We start from the raw sequence: 16,015 nt of genomic DNA on the forward strand, positions 1-16,015 counted from the left end.
TCCTGCGGAACAATCTGATGTCAGGCGCTGCAGGCCATGGCCGGCGGCGCCGCGGGGGGTGTAGGTGCGGAACTGGCGGCGCCCAGGGTGTCCAGGGCTTGTCGCACATCGGCGAGCAGGTCGTGCTCGTCCTCCAGTCCCGCGGAAATTCGCACCAAGCCCTCGGAGATACCGTGGGCCGCACGCTCTTCAGGCGTGTAGGTGCTGTGAGTCATGCTGGCCGGATGCTGGGCCAGGGATTCGGCGTCGCCGAGGCTGACGGCGCGCGCCACCATCTGCAGCGCGTTCATGAATCGCATGCCGGCAGACACGCCACCGCGCAGTTCGAAGGCCAACATGCCGCCGAACTGGCGCATTTGGCGTTTGGCCAATGCGTGGAAACGGTCGCTCTCCAGGCCAGGGAAATAGACACGCTCGACGGCGGGGTGCGCGGCCAGCATGCGGGCCAAGGCCATGGCATTGCTGCAATGGCGGTCCATGCGCAAGGCCAGGGTCTTGAGGCCGCGCAGCAAAAGAAACGCGTCCTGCGGCGACATCACGGCGCCCGTCATGTCCTTGAGCCCGACCAGGCGGATTTGCAGTGCCAACTCGGCATCGGCCGCAACGGCTACGCCGGCCGTCACATCACCGTGGCCGCTGAAATACTTGGTGGCCGAATGCACCACCACATCCGCACCCAGCTTCAGGGGCTTTTGCAGATAGGGCGTGCAGTAGGTGTTGTCCACCACGACCAAAGCACCCTGCGTCTTGGCCAGAGCGGCGACGGCCGCGATGTCCACCATGCGCATATTCGGGTTGGCCGGTGTTTCAAAGTAGACCACCCGGGTGCGCTCGTTCAGTGCCTCGGCCAGGGCCTGCAAATCACCCATGTCGACATGGGTGACTTTGACGCCGAACTGCGCCATGCCGTGGTTCAGGAAAGCAAAGGTACAGCCGTACACCGTTTTGTCGACCAGGATCTCCTGGCCCGGGCGTAGCAAGGTCCACAAGGTCGCGGTGATGGCGCCCATGCCAGAGGCGAAGGCGATGGCACCCGCCCCCTCCTCCAGCGCGGCCACGCGCTGCTCCAGCAGCTGCAGTGTGGGGTTGGAAATGCGGGTGTAGAAATGACCAGCCTCCGTGCCGGCAAAGCAGGCGCCGCCATATTCCGCGGTCGGGAAGGTGAAGGTCGAGGTCAGGTAGATCGGCGGTACCAAGGCACCTTGGTGGTCTTCGGCCTTGTAGCCGTGGTGGATGGCGGTGCTGGCAAAGCCGAGCTTTTTGGACGGGTTCTGCATGATCTTGTCTCCTGGAAAAATGGTTTTTGCGTCTGAAATCGTATTTTTCTAGAGGAGGAAAGTGCTTGCACTTATTGCCACGAAAATCGTTTCCGATGGATGATTCAGCTGAAAAATACAAATTCAGAGACAAATTTTTCCCATGAGCGATTCACTTGATCGAATTGACCGCGAGTTGCTGCTGGCCTTGCAATCCAATGCCCGCCTGACCGTGGCAGAACTGGCCGAGCGGGTGTCCCTGTCGCCTTCACCCTGCTGGCGCCGGGTCAAGCAGCTGGAAGAAACCGGCTATATCCAGGGCTATCAGGCGCGACTGTCGACCGTGCAACTCGGCTACGGGGTCACCGCCTTTGTGTCCTTGATGATGGGCAACCACACCCAGGAGGTAGCCCGCGCCTTCGAGGCCAGGCTGGCCGAGATCCCAGAAATCATTGCCTGTCACAACGTGTCGGGCCGCTACGACTTCTTGCTCGAAGTTGTAGCGGCCGATCTCAACGCCTTTGGAGAGTTCGCGCGCAACACCTTGCAAGCCCTGCCGGGCGTCAAGGAGATCCACTCAAGCTTTTCGCTGAAGGCGGTGAAGTCAGAGCGTCAGCTGCCGATTCCCGAATCGCTCAAGAGATCTTGAGCGTGCCGTTCAGAGGCACACCCTTGAACACCGTCATCGCGTTCGGGCTGTGGGTCACCGCCTCGCGGCGCAGCGTTTCGAACTGTTCGGCACTGCCGTCACCGGCCACCGAGATCTGATAGTTGATGGATTTCAGCGGCACCGTGGAGGCATCGGTGATGCCGAGGAAGCCGGCCAGGTCCAGCTCGCCCTGAACTTCGACACGCAGGCTTTCCAGCTGCACTCCCATGATGGACGCACCGACCGTGAAGCCAACCATGATGCAGGCGGCCACGCCGGAGAGCAGGAGCTCCTGCGGCGAGGGGCCATGATTGCCGCCACCGAGTTGGCGCGGTTCGTCGACGATCCAACTGAAGTCGCGGCTCACCTGGTGGGCGCCGAACTGCAGTGGCAAGGTCTTGACCTCGCCACGTGTGCCGTTCTGCCAGTCGATGCCAACGCCGCATTGCAACAGGCCTTGCTTGGGGTCACGACGGATTTCTTCGACCAGCTCGGAGATGCCGGCGACGGGAATGCCATTGCGCATGATGTTCTTGTCCTTGGTGTTCAATGAAAGAAAAGGCAGCTGGCCTCAGCCAGCTGGAGTCGGATTCGGTGGGTGTCAGTCGGCGAAGGCAGCCGCAATGGCTTGCTCAAGATCGGCAATCAGATCGGCCGCATCCTCGATGCCCACCGACAGGCGCACGCAGCCCGGCGCAATGCCCATGCGCTCGCGTTGTGCGCCGGTGAAGGCTGCATGCGAGGTGTTGAAAGGCAAGCTGACCAGGGTCTCGACGCCCCCCAAGCTGGTGGCTTTTTTGGCGAGCTTGAGCGCATTCAGCATGCGCACAGCCTGGGCGTCCGTGCCATCCAGCTCGAAACAGACCATGCCGCCGGCGTTCTTCAGCAGACGTTGCGCCAGGGCGTGGTCAGGGTGCGAGGCCAGGGCGGGGTGATGCACGCGCCGCACCCGAGCCACACTCTCTAGCCAGGTCGCCACCCGCAACGCGCCTTCCGCATGTGCACGCATGCGCACGGCCAGGGTCTTGACGCCACGCTCCAGCATGAAGCAGGCATGGGGGTCGAGGCTGCCGCCGTAGGACAGGCGACGCGGCCAGATGGAGTCGATCATCTTGCGGGAGCCGCAGGCCACGCCGGCAATCAGGTCGGAGTGCCCGTTGAGGTATTTGGAGGCGGAATGCACCACCACATCGACGCCCATCTCCAGCGGCTTCATGCCAATCGGCGTGGTGAAGGTTGCATCGATGATGACCCGCACGCCGTGACGCTGGGCGATCTCGACAATGGCCGGAATATCGGCCAGCTTGAGCAGCGGATTGGTCAGCGACTCAAAGAACAGGATCTGTGTGTTGGGGCGGATCGCCGCCTCGATGGCGGCCAGATCGCGCGGGTTCACATAGCTGACGCTCATGCCCAGCGTCGGCAACTCGCCCTGGAAAAAGGCATAGCTGCCGCCGTAGAGCTCGTTGGAGGCGACGATGTGGCCGCCCTTGTCGATCAGGCTGAGCACCGCCGCCGAGATGGCCGCCATGCCTGAGCTGAACACCATGGCCGACTCGGCGCCTTCCAGCGCCGCCAGCTTCTGCTCCACCGACCATTGGCTGGGGTTGCCATAACGGGTGTAGATGAACCGGTCACGGGCAAAACCTTCCTCGATGGCCTGGTACTGACTCTCCTCCAGCAAGAAGGTCGAGGTCTGGTAGATCGGCGTGCCGACCGCTCCGGTCGTGGCATCGTCTTTGGTGCCCGCATGCACGGCCAAGGTGCTGGCCGACAGCCCCGCCAGCGGCGGGTGCTGCATGAAAGGGCCTGCTTGACGCGGGCGACTCAGCTCATCGGCCCAGCGCGGGGCGTTGTCCAGGGGAGATGAGCTTCGCGGATCGCCGCGCACAGGGCCGTGAGGTTTTTCTTTGGATTCCATGGGTTCCTAGGGTTAGCTCAAAGGGAGGGAAAAACGACGGAAGAAGAAGAGAGGAGGAAGGGGCGACAGGTGAGACCGAAGGGTCTGGGGTGATGGCGCGTCAGCACCCCGCCGGCCGCCCCCTCTGGCTGGGGCGGCCGGCTCATCACCTCCCCCTCAGTGGAAGCTGTAGCCAGCCCGCAGCCAGAGGCGCCGGCCGTTCAAGTTGTCCAGATAGTTGGCACCGCTCTGGGCATAGTTCAGCTCGAAGGGTGGGCGCTTGCCGGCAATGTTGTTGATGCCACCGCTGAGCTTGATGCCCTTGAAACCGCTGTAGCTCATGCTCATGTCCAGGGTGGAAAAGGCAGGCAAGTACAAGCTCTCATCCCGCACCTGGTAATAGGCCTTGAACTTGCCGCGGAAGTTCAGGCTGAGGCCGGCGCCCCAGCTGCCGATGCTCCACCAGGCCGAACTGCTGTTGCGCCAGCGGGGGTTGCCCCATTCACCAGCCACTTCCTGCGGTTCGCCCTGCGCATTGACCCGCAGCACACGGTCGAGATAAGTCGACACCGAGGACAGCGAGATCTGCCCCCAGGTGTCCAGCTTGATGCGGCCGCGCAGATCGATGTCCACGCCCTGCACCTTGGTCTCGCCGGCGTTGTAGGGCCGGTAGATCCAGATCGGCACGCCTTCCGGGCCCTTGTCGATGATGGACAGCGGCAACTCCGGCGGGCCAGGGAAATAGACCTCGTTGTTCCGATGGACCAGCCAGGCATCAAGGCCGATCAGCCAGCCAGGCGCGGGCTCGAAGCCCAGGCCCAGATTGATGTTCTTGGACCGTTCCGGGCCGAGCTCGGGCGCGTTGTCGACCCGGATCTTGATCGTCTGGTTGTTCGAATCGGTGGACCAGTACTCATATTCCCCGCGCAGCTCAGGCACCGAGGGTGCCCGAAAACCGGTGCTGTAGGAGCCACGGGCCATGAAGCGCTTGTCAGGCATCCATTTGAAGGCCACTTTGGGGTTGGTGGTACTGCCAAAGCCCTGATAGCGATCGGAGCGCAGGGCCAGTTGAAAGTCCAGGCCTGACAGCACCGGCACCGACAGCTCGCCGTATAGCGCCGACTGGCTGCGCTGGCCCGAGATCGGTCGCCGCACGCCACCGCCGAGGATCTCGCCGGCATTGGTGCGCTCGTCGGTGCCGTCGCTCATTTCCTCGTGCCGCAGATCGGCGCCCAGGGCCATCATCAGGGGCCCGGCCGGCAATTTCGCGAGCTCGCGCGAGGCCCGGGCATCGACGAACAGGAACTGGCTGTCGCCGGCGCGATTGGACTCGCCGCTGATGGCGGCGGCATCTTCGGGCGACAAGGCCTTGAACACATCCATGCTGCCAATGCGCTTCTTGGCTTCGGCAATGTTCAGATAGCCGGTACCGACGATGCTGGTGTCGGTGCGGGCGATGCCGAGAGCGCTTTCCCAATCCCAGCCCTGATGGTCGCCCCTGAGGCCGATCAAAAAGCGGTAGGAATCACTCTGCGTGACACGCCGGCGCGGCCCCATCTCCCAGAACAGGCGCCGGAAGTAAACCGGCGTGCTGGCGCTATTGCCCCATTGGCCGGCCAGGAAGTAGTTGTTGTTCAGGGTGTAGGTGCTGGTGGGGATGTAGTCCATCTCCATCTCGCTGCGGCTCAGCGAAGCTTCAGCAAACAGGCTGCTGCTCTCGGCGAAGTCCCAGTTCAGCCGGGCGAAGCCGCTGCTGCGCTTCTGCGAGGGCATATAGCTCATATCGTCGGAATAGCTGTGCATGCAGGTGCCTGCGGCATTGAGCTTGTCCGAACCGAGATTGCAGGCACCGGTGGACTGATAGCTGCTGCCATTCCACTTGTTGCCGGTGTTGGCGTAGCTCACCAGGCGGTTGAAGGCCGGCGTGCTGTCGCCCCACTTCTGGCTGATGTAGCCGATGTCGGCCGGCTGGTAGCCGACCGCCAGCGCCTGCTCGGTCTGGTCGGCATACATGACCGGCCGAGCCGATTGCATGACACCGTCGCGCTGGTAATGGTCGAAGGCGGCCAACAGGTTGAGCTTGCCCTCGGTCTTACCCGTGATCAGGCTGGCCGAGCGGTAGTCCATGTCCTTGAAGGTCAGCGAACGGCCGGCGCTGACCGCCACTTCCGCGCCCTTGAAATCGCGCTTGAGCACGAAGTTGATGACGCCGCCGATTGCATCGGTGCCATAGATGGCTGAGGCACCTTCCTTGAGGATTTCCACCCGCTCGAGCGCGGCCCAGGGAATCGAATAGAGGTCGACAAAAGTCGAGGTGCTGACGAAGCCGTAGTAGGCCACCCGACGGCCGTTCAACAGGACCAGACTGGCGTTCGCGCCCAGTCCTCGCAATGACGCGCCCGATGCGCCTGGGGTGAAGGTATTGGTATTGACTTCACTGATCTTGCCGTCACCATTGCTGGTGATGCTGTCCAGAAGCTCGCCTGCACTCTGGATTCCCAAGCGCTGAATCTCAGCGGCCGTGATGATCTGGACCACCTGTGCGCCCTCTCCCGCCAGGCGCTTGATGTTCGAGCCGGTGACCACCATGCGCTCCAGCCGCTCGATCGGCTGGCCGCTGCTGTCGGCCGCCTGGCCCTGGCCCCCAACGAGGGCACTGGCCATCAGCAAGCCCAATCGTCGGCCCGGCCAGGGCGGACGGATTCCTTGTTTGCATTTCATTGCTGTCTCCTATGTGCTGGGTACATGGCTCTGCGGCCACAAGCTCTGACAACGCAGGAGGCGTGCCAGCAAAATCGACAAGAAAAATCAATGACTTAGGGGAGTCGCGAACTGATTCGTAAGACTTTCATGACAAACTAATCACCGTACTCATGACACATCAACATCCGTAACCAAAACCGCACACATGCAGCTGCGCCTGATCACCGAAGATCGGCTGGGCATCACCCACGAGGTGCTGGCCCTGATCGCCCAGCATCAGCTGGACCTGGCCACCATGGAAATGGGCCTGCACAACATCTACCTGAACGTGCCGCAGCTGCAGCCCGCCATGCGCAGCCGCATCGAAGCGGCGCTGCTGGCGATTCCCGGCGTCAAGCGGATCGAAACGGTCAGCCTGATGCCCGGTGAAGCTCGGCGTCAGCAGCTGGATCTGCTGCTGGCCTCGATGGCACAACCAGTATTCGTGCTCAACCGGGCGGGGCAAATCGTGGTCCACAGTGAGGCGGCCGCGCGCCTGTCCGGTGCCGGTCGCAGCCGCTGGGTCGGTCTGGCCCTGGGTGAGTTGCTCAAGGCCCCCAAGCTCTGGCAGGACATCCTCGACCTCGAATGCAAGGCCAGCAACCAGGAGGTCAGTTTCGGCGGCCGGGCCTGGATCCTCGACGCCCATCCGCTCAAGAACGCGGACACCGGCGCGCTCAATGGCGCTGTGGTGACCTTGCGCGCCCCCGAGTGGCTCGGTGACCAAGCGGCGCAGCTGCAACGCACCGAACCGCCTCAGGGCCTGGCTGCCCTGCTCGGCGAATCGGCCGCCATGCGCGGCCTGCGTGCACGAGCCGAACGGGTGGCGCTGGTGGAAGCGCCACTGATGATTCTGGGAGAAACCGGAACCGGCAAGGAGCTGGTGGCGCGGGCCTGTCACCAGCGCAGCCGCCGCCAGGGCTCAGCCTTTCTGGCGCTCAATGCCGCCGCCTTGCCTGAAAGCCTGGCCGAGAGCGAGCTCTTCGGCTATGCCTCTGGTGCCTTCTCAGGCGCCCAGCGCGGCGGCAAACCGGGCCTGTTTGAAATGGCCAATGGCGGCACGGTCTTTCTCGACGAGATCGGCGAAATGTCGCTCTATTTGCAGGCCAAGCTGCTGCGCTTCCTCAACGATGGCAGCTTCCGCAGAGTCGGCGGCGAACGGGAGCAGGTTGCCGATGTGCGCATCATCTGCGCCACGCACCGAAATCTCGAGCAGATGGTGGAGCGCGGCCAATTCCGCGAAGACCTGTACTACCGGCTCAATGTGCTGACCCTGACCCTGGCGCCGCTGCGTGAACGCGGCGAAGACGTGCTGCTGCTCTGCGACCACTTTCTAGCCCGCTCGGCCCGCCAGATCGGCCGCGACATGCCCCAGCTCAGCCCGGAGGCACGCCAGGCCTTGCTGCGCCATCGCTGGCCCGGCAACGTGCGCCAACTGCAGAACCTGATCTTTCGCGCCGTGACCATGACAGAGCGGGATCTGATCGAGGTCGCCGACCTGGACCTGCCCCCGGCCTACAAGCGCGAGCCCGGACCGATGGACGCCGGCGCCAGCAGATCCAGCTTGGATCTGCGCGGCGGCGGCAGTGAAGACGACCAGGCCGATTTGCTCCCCTCTGGTCAGCCCTGTTGGGCAGAGGCGGTGGAGCAGTTCGAGCGCGAGCTGCTACTGCGCCTCTATCCGGACTATCCCAGTTCGCGCAAGCTGGCTCAGAGATTGGGGCTGTCCCACAACGTCGTGGCCACGAAGCTGAAGCGCCACGGCATCGGTCGATCGACATGAGGCCGAATACCGCCGCCCGGGCGCTGGAACTAGCCGAACAGGACAGGATCAGTCGTTGTACATCAGCCCGGCGCAGCGTTTGACGCCGTTGCGGGTCATATAGAAAGTCGAGCAGTTGGTGTCGTAATTGACACCGTTGGCGGTAATCACCCAGCTGGACAAGGCATAGCCAGCCAGGTGCATCCAGCCCCCGTTGTACTTCAGGCTGAAATGCAGATGCGGTCCTGTGGACTGCCCGCCATTGCACAAAGCCTGGGCTTGGTTGCTGGCCGGATTGCCGATGCCCACGTTCTTGGCCACATAGGCGCCAGTGTTGTAGCGCAGGTTCTGCAGGTGATAGTAGGTGGTCGACCAACCGTCGGTATGGACCACTTCAGCAAAACAGGATGAATGCTTCTTGAAGGTTCCACCAGCTGACGCCACCACCCAATTGGCGGACTGATTGCTGCCCCATCCGCCGGACTTGTACATATCGAGCGAAGACATCGGATAGGTGCCACTGCCTGTGTTGGTGTGCGCCCCGCCGACATACCAAGACTGTCCTACCGGGAAAGGAAACTGTAGATAACTGCTGGCAGCACCAAGCGACTGGACGCCCATCGTCCGCCGCAGCGTGCCAGCAGGTTGCAAAGCCGACAGCGGCATGCGGGCGGCATCTACATCAAAGCGATGGCCGAACAAGCCCTGATAGACCAGGGCGAAATCCTGCTCAACCGTGTCGGTGCGCTCCTGGGCTCGGGCCTGCATCGCGCTGCTGCTGCGCGCAAGCAGGCCAGCCAATGCTGACACTGGCGCAAGGTCGCCCCCCTTGAATTCACGACTCCCCGCTTCAGACGAGGCAGGATACAGAGCACGAGCGAGTTGGTCTGCCACATCGCGGACTTGCTCCGAAAAACCCAAGGCGCTGGACAACTCACCCATGGGACGCACCAAAGCTGCACGTGACTGCTGCGGTCGGCTGAGTAAACCTGTTTGCTGCTCGATCAGGGCGAGCAAGACACGAGGGCTGATGCTGCTGTAGCCGGCCCAATGCGAGATCGCTTCCGCATAAGGAAGCAGTGCCGGCGCCTTGCTACTGAGGTAGTCCTCGACATCAAATCCGAACATTTCTTCACGACCATAGATCAACGGATGCAGCGGAGCTGCCTGGGTAGTCTTGGCTGACTGCGCTTGAACCAGACTCAAGCCAGACAGGCTTAGGCAGGCCAGGAACACAATTCTCAAAGCTTTGGAATTCATGACGGTCCTTGTTTCTTGGTTGGGTAGTGCCGACGCGCTTGCTGTCTCCAAACAAGCAGTACGCGAGATCGGCCCTCAGCAAGGCGCAATTGGCGTGCCATGAGCGAATAGCGCACGGCTACCCCCAGGACAGCTCTGAAAGTCGCTGTTCCTTCGTCATCAAATAGATACAAATGCGCGATTAGCGCGCTTTTCGTAATTCAAGCAGGACGCACAACGATCCAACAGCCCGATGCCTCCATTTCCAGAAGAAAGATCTCGGTCAGATTTTCGACGCCCACCTCGATCCCATGCGTAGAGCGGTGGTTCTGGACTGCACGCTTGTGACCGACTCCCCTCCACACTGGTTCTGTCGGGCGTAGGTCTGCTTGCCGTTCCTGTATGCGTCGCTCATCCTTTGGCACGATGGCGTGCAAGTTGATCGGCTTGCTAATGTATCGATCTGTTGACCAGATAACCGCATTCCATGTCTAACTCCTCTGCTTTGCCCATCTCCTCCCCTTGGACTGCGTCCACTGCCGCCGCGATCAAACGCTACCGGATCGACCTGGTCAGCGACACCGTGACCAAGCCGGATGTCGGCATGCGTCAGGCCATGGCGGACGCCGAGGTCGGCGACGATGTCTATGGCGAAGACCCGATGGTCAACGCGCTGCAAGAGCGTGTCGCCGCGCTGTTGGGCAAGGAGGCCGGGCTTTTCATGCCCAGCGGGACGCAAAGCAATCTGGCGGCCCTGCTCTCGCACTGCGAGCGCGGCGACGAGTTCATCGTGGGTTCCAGCTATCACAGCTATGTGTACGAGGGCGGCGGTGCTGCAGCGCTGGGGGGCGTCGTGCCTTGTCCGGTGCCGGCTGACGAGAACGGCAACCTCAGGCCGGACGATGTGCGTGCCGCCATCAAGCCGGATCGCACCTGGTTCGCGCGCTCGCGGCTGCTGGCCTTGGAGAACACCGTCGGTGGCCAGGTCCAGCCGCAGGAGCTTGTCGAGCGGCTGTGCGCGCTCGCGCGGGAGCAGGGGCTGCTGCTGCACCTGGACGGCGCGCGCATCTGGCATGCCGCGGCGGCCAGCGGCCTTGCGCCGCTGCAGCTGGCGCGCCCATTCGACAGCGTGTCGGTCTGCCTGTCCAAGGGGCTGGGTGCTCCGGCCGGCTCCGTGCTGTGCGGCAGTCGCGATTTCATCGGTCGTGCGGCGCGCCTGCGCAAGACTCTGGGCGGTGGCATGCGCCAGGCTGGCGTGCTGGCTGCTGCCGGGCATTACGCACTGAGCTTCAATCTGCCGCGGCTGGGCATCGACCACGAGAATGCGCGCCAGCTGGCGCGCGGGCTCAGCGGCGTGCCGGGCCTGAAAGCCCATGAGGGCCATACGAATATGGTGTTCCTGGAAGTCGAGGAATCCCGACGCGGACCGCTCATCGAGTTCCTAGCGGCACGCGGCATCCGCATCGGGCCGGCTGACAGCAGGATCCGGCTCGTCACGCACCTGGATGTTTCGCGTGACAACATTCGTGAAGTCGTGGATGCGATCAAAGCCTTCTTCCGCTGAGCTGGCGCCGCTCACCATCGACGCAGCCGGGGCGGCGCCCCTGCCTGAGCGCCAGCCGCCTTCGCCGGCGCTGGAGGGCCTGCGCGTCGACCTGGGGCTGTGGGCTGCGCAGCTGGTGGACCGGGTGGGGGCGGAGGACTTCTTCGCCTGGATCGCGGCGCAGCTGCAGGACATCGTCGCGCACGAGTTCTGCGTGATCCTGCTGCACCGTCGCCAGGGGGCGCCGGTGCTGTTGCACGATGGGCTGACGCCGCTGGGCTTCGGCCTGGGAATGCGCAACTACCTGGACGACACCTACCGGCACAACCCCTTCCACCGTTTCGTGCAGGGGCAGCCCACCCCGGGCCTGTTTCCGATGCAGTCCCTGGTGACGCAGCAGGCCGCTGAGCTTCAGGCCTTGGCAGGCAAGCTCCGGCCTGACGAGCGCGAGGAAATCGGCTTCATCACCGAAGGTTGGCCAAGGGGCATGCAGGAGCTGCTGCTGGCTGCGCCAGTGGCCGAGGGCGAGGTGGTCGAAGTCTCCCTGTCTCGCAAGCTCGGCGAAGCAGGTGTGCAGGCCGAGGTGCAGGCCCGCTTCCACGGCCTGGTGCCCTTGCTGGTCAGCAGCATCCGGAAGCACTTCCAGGTGCTGGCGGCGGCCGCGCCGGGCCGCGTGGCGCCGACCGAGCTGGGGGAGCTGTCTGAACTGTCGCGACGCGAGCAGGACATCGTCCGCCTGATCGTCGCGGGCCACTCCTCGGAGTCGATCGGCCTGCGTCTGGGCATCGCGCTGCCCACGGTGAAGACGCACCGGGCCAATATCTACCGAAAGCTCGGCATCTCTTCGCAGGCCGAGCTGTTCGCGCGGGTGATGCGGTATTTCGCAGCGTAGAGCACAGGCAAGTGCATCGCCGCTTTCGCGTGCCGGGCGGATCTGGCGCGCTGATAACACAGGAGTCTCCAATGAGCTATTCCGTTCAGGACGTACGCGCTGCGTTCCCTTCGCTGTCTCTGCGCGATGACGGTCGGCCGCGCGTCTATCTAGACAACCCGGCCGGCACACAGGTGCCGCTGACGGTGATGCAAGCCATCTCCGACAGCTTCATGCAGGCCTGTGCGAACCAGGGCGGCTATTTCCGGACCTCGCGCGAGGCAGACCGGATCGTCGATCAGGCCCACCGCGCGATGGCGGAGTTTCTGGGCACGCCCGACCCGTCCGAGATCATCATCGGCCCGAACTCGACCACCTTGACCTTCCAGCTCTCGCGCAGCATCGGCCGCGAGCTTCAGGCCGGTGACGAAGTCATCCTGACGCGCATGGATCACGAAGCCAATGTGGCGCCTTGGCTCGAAATGGCAGAAGAGCGCGGCCTGGTCGTGCGCTGGGCTGAATTCGATGCAGACAGCTGGCGCGTCGAGCTGGAGCATCTCAGGGCCCTGATCACACCGAAGACTCGCCTGCTGGCATTGAACTACGCTAGCAACCTGACGGGTGCGGTGAATGATGTGCCTGCGCTGGTCAAGGCTGCCAAGGCGGCCGGCCTGTTGGTGTATGTGGATGCGGTGCAACTCGCGCCGCATGCTGCCATCGACGTCGTGGCGCTGGGCTGCGATTTCCTCATGTGCTCGCCCTACAAGTTCTTCGGCCCGCACCTGGGTGTGTTGTGGGGGCGCCGCTCCTTGCTGGAGCAGCTGCATGCCTACAAGTGCCGCAGCGTCTCGGGCGAGCTGCCGGGCAAGTTTGAGACCGGCACGCCGGCCATCGAGCTGCAGGCCGGGCTGATCGCCGCGGTAGAGCACTTCGCTTCCCTGGGTGCGGGCAGAGTGCCGGGGGCGTCGCGACGCGAGCAGATCGTTGCGGCCTTCGGGCTGATCACCGAACACGAGCGTGCCTTGACGGCCCAGCTTTTGGCTGGGCTGGCGACGTTGGCCGATGTCTCGATCATCGGACCCGATGAGCGCTCTTCGGCCGCACCACGAGTGCCCACGGTTTCTGTCCGCCATCGCCGCATCGCTGCGGCGCGGCTGGCACAGGCCTTGGCGGGCGAGAACATCTTCGTGTGGAGCGGCCACAACTACGCGCTGGGCATCGTCGAGCAGTTGGGAATCCCGGCCGAGGAAGGGGTGTTGCGCATCGGCGCGGCGCACTACAACACCAGCGAAGAAGTCGAGCAGACGCTCAGCGCCATTCGCCGGCTGGTCCGCTAAGACAAGAAGGAAGCACACCATGAAGAAGATTCGAGTTGGGCTGATCGGCTACGGCGCCGTCAACCAGAACCTCCTGCGCATCCTCCAGGACAAGCAAGAGCGCCTGCTCGCCGAGTACGAGCTGCAGCTGCAGATCGTGTTGGTGGCCGACAGCCGTGGTTTTGCGATCGATGCGCAGGGCTTCGAGCCCGCAGCGCTGCTGCGCCACAAGGCTGCAGGCGGGTGCACGGCCGACCTGGGGGCGCGCTGGTCGCATCGCGCACCTGAGCGTCTGGCCGAGCACTGCGACCTGATCTTCGAGGCCTCGCCGGTCAACCTGAAGACGGGCGAGCCGGGCTTGTCCCTGGTGCGCGCGGCGCTGGCCGATGGCGTGTCTGTCGTGCTCGCGAACAAGGGGCCGCTGGTGCTGGCCTTTCACGAGCTGCACGAGCTGGCTGCAGCCAGCGGCGCGGGCCTGCGCTACAGCGCCACGGTCTGCGGCGGTTTGCCGGTGCTCAATATCGCCCGGCGCGACATGGTGCTGGGCCGGATCACACGCGTGCGCGGCGTGTTCAACAGCACCACCAACTTCATTCTCGAGTCCATGCGTGACGGAAAAAGCTTCGCCGCGGCGCTGGACGAGGCGCAGCGGCGCGGCATCGCCGAGGCCGACCCCTCGCTGGACATCGGTGGCTGGGACACGGCCAACAAGCTGCTCATCATTCTCAACAGCGTCACGGGCGAGCGACTGCAGCTCAAGGACATCCAGGTCAGCGGCATTGCCGACATGACGATTCAGCGCGTTCAGGCAGAACAGGCTGCCGGCCGGGTGATCCGGCTCGTCGCCGAGGCCAGTGAGGGCCGCTACACCGTGGCACCGGTGGCGCTGGAGGCCACGGACTTCCTGGCCCAGTGCAATGGCTGGGAGATGGCGCTCGAATACCACTCGGACATCTACGGCATCAGCTACCACAAGCTGTGGGAGCGTGAGCCGGCGCCGACGGCAGCGTCGATGTTGCGCGACGCTGTGCACATTCTCAGCGGCGAATCCCTGTCACATCGCAGCCACACCGGCTGGGTGGGCAAGCGGCGGCCTTGGTGAGAAACGGAACGGAAGTCAACAACACGAGCTCTACCATGACACCGGCCAGAGGCCTCGAAACACGAACGATCGCGCAGACTCCTAGCGCATGTTTGGCGCAAGGAGTCTGCGCGGCAGAGCCTTGGCGCGCCGGTGCTGATCTGAGCCGTAGAGGCTTTTGGTGGCCTCGTTGCGTTTGCCCGAGTTGCATTTGCCGCATTGACGATGCCGTCAGGCTTCACACTGGCCTACTGGATCTTCCGCAAGCCTGCTTTTCGTCCCTTTCAAGCCCCCATCACCGCCATGCGCCGCAGATTCAGCGCCGCGCACACGGGCTTGGCCTCGCGGCAAACTTTCTCGATGCCCCTGGAGCTGAACTGCCTGAATCTCAACACCTACTTGATCCAAGCATTGGGTGCCCTCTCGATGGCCCTTCCGTCGGCGGTTTTCCCTTCCTTCCTGGTTCTGCAGCTTGGCCGCCATCGCCGTCGTGTGCGGGCACTTGTCCGCATCGATCTCCGACGGGCTCTTGCTTTCTCGACCCAGCGCGACGATCACCTCCACCCAGCGCTGGCTCAACTGCGCCAACACGGCTTTGCTGCGGTAGTCAGCCGTGGCCAGCAAAACCTCTGGCGGCACCATAGGTCTGCACGACCCTCAGAAGTGGTTCAGTTTCGAGTTCGATGGCCCGAAGACCACCTATCGATCCCCGATTCCGTACCCAGTACGAATGGGACCTACTCTCTGAAGGAGACTGGCGCTCCCCGCCGTTCAATACTACTGCTAGTGCCACTATCCGTCGGCACGATCTTGCTGATTTGAGAAGAGCTTCGGCGTGAGTGCAAGAGTTGAAAAATCACCACCGACGGCCTGCTCAAGGCGAATACGCCGGAACCTGCCTCAAGGGGTGGGCCTCGCCGGAGGCATACATCCACGCCACCCCGTCGTAGCGCCCAATCAGCACGAAGTCGCGCCGGCTCAGCGGCAGGTAGAACAGCTCCAGGGCCGGCTCCAGCAGGCGTGCCTGGTAGTCCTCCATCGCCATTTCCAGCGCCTCGGCCGGCACGGTCTTCAGGCCGCGCAATTGCTGGGGCAGCGCTCCAGCGCTGCGCTCGCTGTGCGCGAGCTCCTGCGCGATGTGCTGCACCAGTTGAGCCAACTCGCTTTGAGGGACCTTCCCCGTCTCATACGGCCAGCGCCAGGCCAGCACCATGCACAGCATCAGCAACAACGCGGCCCATGCCCACGGTCGTCGGGTCCCCCCTGGCGACGCAACGGTCCGAGAAGCAACTCCGGCCGCCTTCGGCTCGGCGCGCGCGAGGCTTCGCAAGGCAACGAGATCGCCAGCGGCCCCCTCGTCGGGCCGCCGTCCCGGCGCGGCTCGGCCAGGCTCTGCCTCCACGGAGCGGCCGGGCATGGCCAAATCGGCCAGCTCGGCCTTGAGCCCAGTGGGCGATGTAGCAGTTTTGGGAGCTGCCGCACGGCCCCCGAGAGGAGGCGCCAACCCGACACTGGATTCTTTCCTCAGCAACTGGCGCAGCTCGTCGCCGGCGCCTCCGTTGTCCGCGCGGAGTCTGCCTGACGCTGGTGGCGGCACGGTCCGGTCCCTGGAGTCACCCGAGCGTGCTTCGTCCAGGCCTTGGCGCAAGGCGCGCA

Annotated in this window: 13 protein-coding genes; 6 read left to right on the forward strand and 7 right to left on the reverse strand. The window is 63.8% G+C overall.

Annotated elements, in window-relative coordinates:
- Positions 1-20: 20 nt before the first annotated feature.
- Positions 21-1,277 carry a methionine gamma-lyase gene (locus OOB33_RS04460; RefSeq protein WP_271007815.1) on the reverse strand — a complete coding sequence of 419 codons (1,257 nt, stop codon included), beginning with the start codon at positions 1,275-1,277 and terminating at the stop codon, positions 21-23.
- Between the two features lie 142 nt (positions 1,278-1,419).
- On the opposite strand from OOB33_RS04460, the gene OOB33_RS04465 reads away from it, so the two are divergent.
- The gene (locus OOB33_RS04465; protein ID WP_271007816.1) at positions 1,420-1,905 is read left to right on the forward strand and encodes an Lrp/AsnC family transcriptional regulator; all 486 of its coding nucleotides are present in this window, start codon (positions 1,420-1,422) and stop codon (positions 1,903-1,905) included.
- Here the strand turns inward: OOB33_RS04465 and OOB33_RS04470 are convergent.
- The 3 genes from OOB33_RS04470 to OOB33_RS04480 form a co-directional block, all read right to left on the reverse strand.
- Positions 1,892-2,455, reverse strand: coding sequence for an OsmC family protein (locus OOB33_RS04470; RefSeq protein WP_271007817.1), 564 nt, complete (start codon positions 2,453-2,455; stop codon positions 1,892-1,894). The two genes, OOB33_RS04465 and OOB33_RS04470, sit on opposite strands and share 14 nt — an antisense overlap.
- A gap of 51 nt (positions 2,456-2,506) precedes the next feature.
- Positions 2,507-3,706: a trans-sulfuration enzyme family protein gene (locus tag OOB33_RS04475; protein ID WP_271007818.1), complete on the reverse strand. Its 1,200-nt coding sequence runs from the start codon at positions 3,704-3,706 to the stop codon at positions 2,507-2,509.
- Positions 3,707-3,982: 276 nt separating this feature from the next.
- Positions 3,983-6,526 (reverse strand): TonB-dependent receptor, encoded by a 2,544-nt coding sequence (locus OOB33_RS04480; protein ID WP_271007819.1) that lies wholly within the window; start codon positions 6,524-6,526, stop codon positions 3,983-3,985.
- A 187-nt stretch (positions 6,527-6,713) separates the two neighbouring features.
- Between OOB33_RS04480 and OOB33_RS04485 the strand changes: the two genes are divergently transcribed.
- Complete coding sequence (locus tag OOB33_RS04485; RefSeq protein WP_271007820.1) at positions 6,714-8,330, forward strand: sigma 54-interacting transcriptional regulator; 1,617 nt, start codon at positions 6,714-6,716, stop codon at positions 8,328-8,330.
- Positions 8,331-8,378: 48 nt separating this feature from the next.
- Here OOB33_RS04485 and OOB33_RS04490 read toward each other — a convergent pair whose 3' ends face one another.
- Entirely contained in the window at positions 8,379-9,569 is a 1,191-nt protein-coding gene (locus OOB33_RS04490) for a M23 family metallopeptidase (protein WP_271007821.1), read from the reverse strand.
- 490 nt (positions 9,570-10,059) lie between these two features.
- On the opposite strand from OOB33_RS04490, the gene ltaE reads away from it, so the two are divergent.
- Genes ltaE through OOB33_RS04510 form a run of 4 tightly spaced genes read left to right on the forward strand, consistent with a single transcriptional unit; the run spans position 10,060 to position 14,380 of the window.
- Complete coding sequence (gene ltaE, locus OOB33_RS04495) at positions 10,060-11,112, forward strand: low-specificity L-threonine aldolase (RefSeq protein ID WP_271010013.1); 1,053 nt, start codon at positions 10,060-10,062, stop codon at positions 11,110-11,112.
- Positions 11,087-11,983, forward strand: coding sequence for a helix-turn-helix transcriptional regulator (locus tag OOB33_RS04500; protein WP_271007822.1), 897 nt, complete (start codon positions 11,087-11,089; stop codon positions 11,981-11,983). Before ltaE ends, OOB33_RS04500 begins: the two co-directional genes overlap by 26 nt.
- Before the next feature lie 11 nt (positions 11,984-11,994).
- Positions 11,995-13,299 carry a cysteine desulfurase-like protein gene (locus tag OOB33_RS04505; RefSeq protein WP_271007823.1) on the forward strand — a complete coding sequence of 435 codons (1,305 nt, stop codon included), beginning with the start codon at positions 11,995-11,997 and terminating at the stop codon, positions 13,297-13,299.
- A 19-nt stretch (positions 13,300-13,318) separates the two neighbouring features.
- A complete protein-coding gene (locus OOB33_RS04510) occupies positions 13,319-14,380 on the forward strand; it encodes a hypothetical protein (protein WP_271007824.1) in 1,062 nt (353 codons plus the stop codon).
- Positions 14,381-14,590: 210 nt separating this feature from the next.
- Here the strand turns inward: OOB33_RS04510 and OOB33_RS04515 are convergent, their stop codons facing one another.
- Positions 14,591-15,001: a hypothetical protein gene (locus tag OOB33_RS04515; RefSeq protein ID WP_271007825.1), complete on the reverse strand. Its 411-nt coding sequence runs from the start codon at positions 14,999-15,001 to the stop codon at positions 14,591-14,593.
- Positions 15,002-15,233: 232 nt separating this feature from the next.
- Positions 15,234-15,572 carry a hypothetical protein gene (locus OOB33_RS04520; protein WP_271007826.1) on the reverse strand — a complete coding sequence of 113 codons (339 nt, stop codon included), beginning with the start codon at positions 15,570-15,572 and terminating at the stop codon, positions 15,234-15,236.
- Between the last annotated feature and the right edge of the window lie 443 nt (positions 15,573-16,015).

The sequence above is a fragment of the Paucibacter sp. B51 genome, assembly GCF_027863535.1.
In the GTDB taxonomy this organism is placed as follows: Bacteria; Pseudomonadota; Gammaproteobacteria; order Burkholderiales; family Burkholderiaceae_C; genus Paucibacter_A; species Paucibacter_A aquatilis.

Bases quoted from the DNA above. Each gene is read 5' to 3' on its own strand.
- OOB33_RS04510 (WP_271007824.1), top strand. From the start codon at position 13,319: ATGAAGAAGATTCGAGTTGGGCTGATCGGCTACGGCGCCGTCAACCAG.
- OOB33_RS04490 (WP_271007821.1), bottom strand. From the start codon at position 9,569: ATGAATTCCAAAGCTTTGAGAATTGTGTTCCTGGCCTGCCTAAGCCTG.
- OOB33_RS04520 (WP_271007826.1), bottom strand. From the start codon at position 15,572: ATGGTGCTGGCCTGGCGCTGGCCGTATGAGACGGGGAAGGTCCCTCAA.
- OOB33_RS04500 (WP_271007822.1), top strand. From the start codon at position 11,087: ATGCGATCAAAGCCTTCTTCCGCTGAGCTGGCGCCGCTCACCATCGAC.
- OOB33_RS04485 (WP_271007820.1), top strand. From the start codon at position 6,714: ATGCAGCTGCGCCTGATCACCGAAGATCGGCTGGGCATCACCCACGAG.
- OOB33_RS04465 (WP_271007816.1), top strand. From the start codon at position 1,420: ATGAGCGATTCACTTGATCGAATTGACCGCGAGTTGCTGCTGGCCTTG.
- OOB33_RS04515 (WP_271007825.1), bottom strand. From the start codon at position 15,001: ATGGTGCCGCCAGAGGTTTTGCTGGCCACGGCTGACTACCGCAGCAAA.
- OOB33_RS04480 (WP_271007819.1), bottom strand. From the start codon at position 6,526: ATGAAATGCAAACAAGGAATCCGTCCGCCCTGGCCGGGCCGACGATTG.
- OOB33_RS04460 (WP_271007815.1), bottom strand. From the start codon at position 1,277: ATGCAGAACCCGTCCAAAAAGCTCGGCTTTGCCAGCACCGCCATCCAC.
- OOB33_RS04475 (WP_271007818.1), bottom strand. From the start codon at position 3,706: ATGCAGCACCCGCCGCTGGCGGGGCTGTCGGCCAGCACCTTGGCCGTG.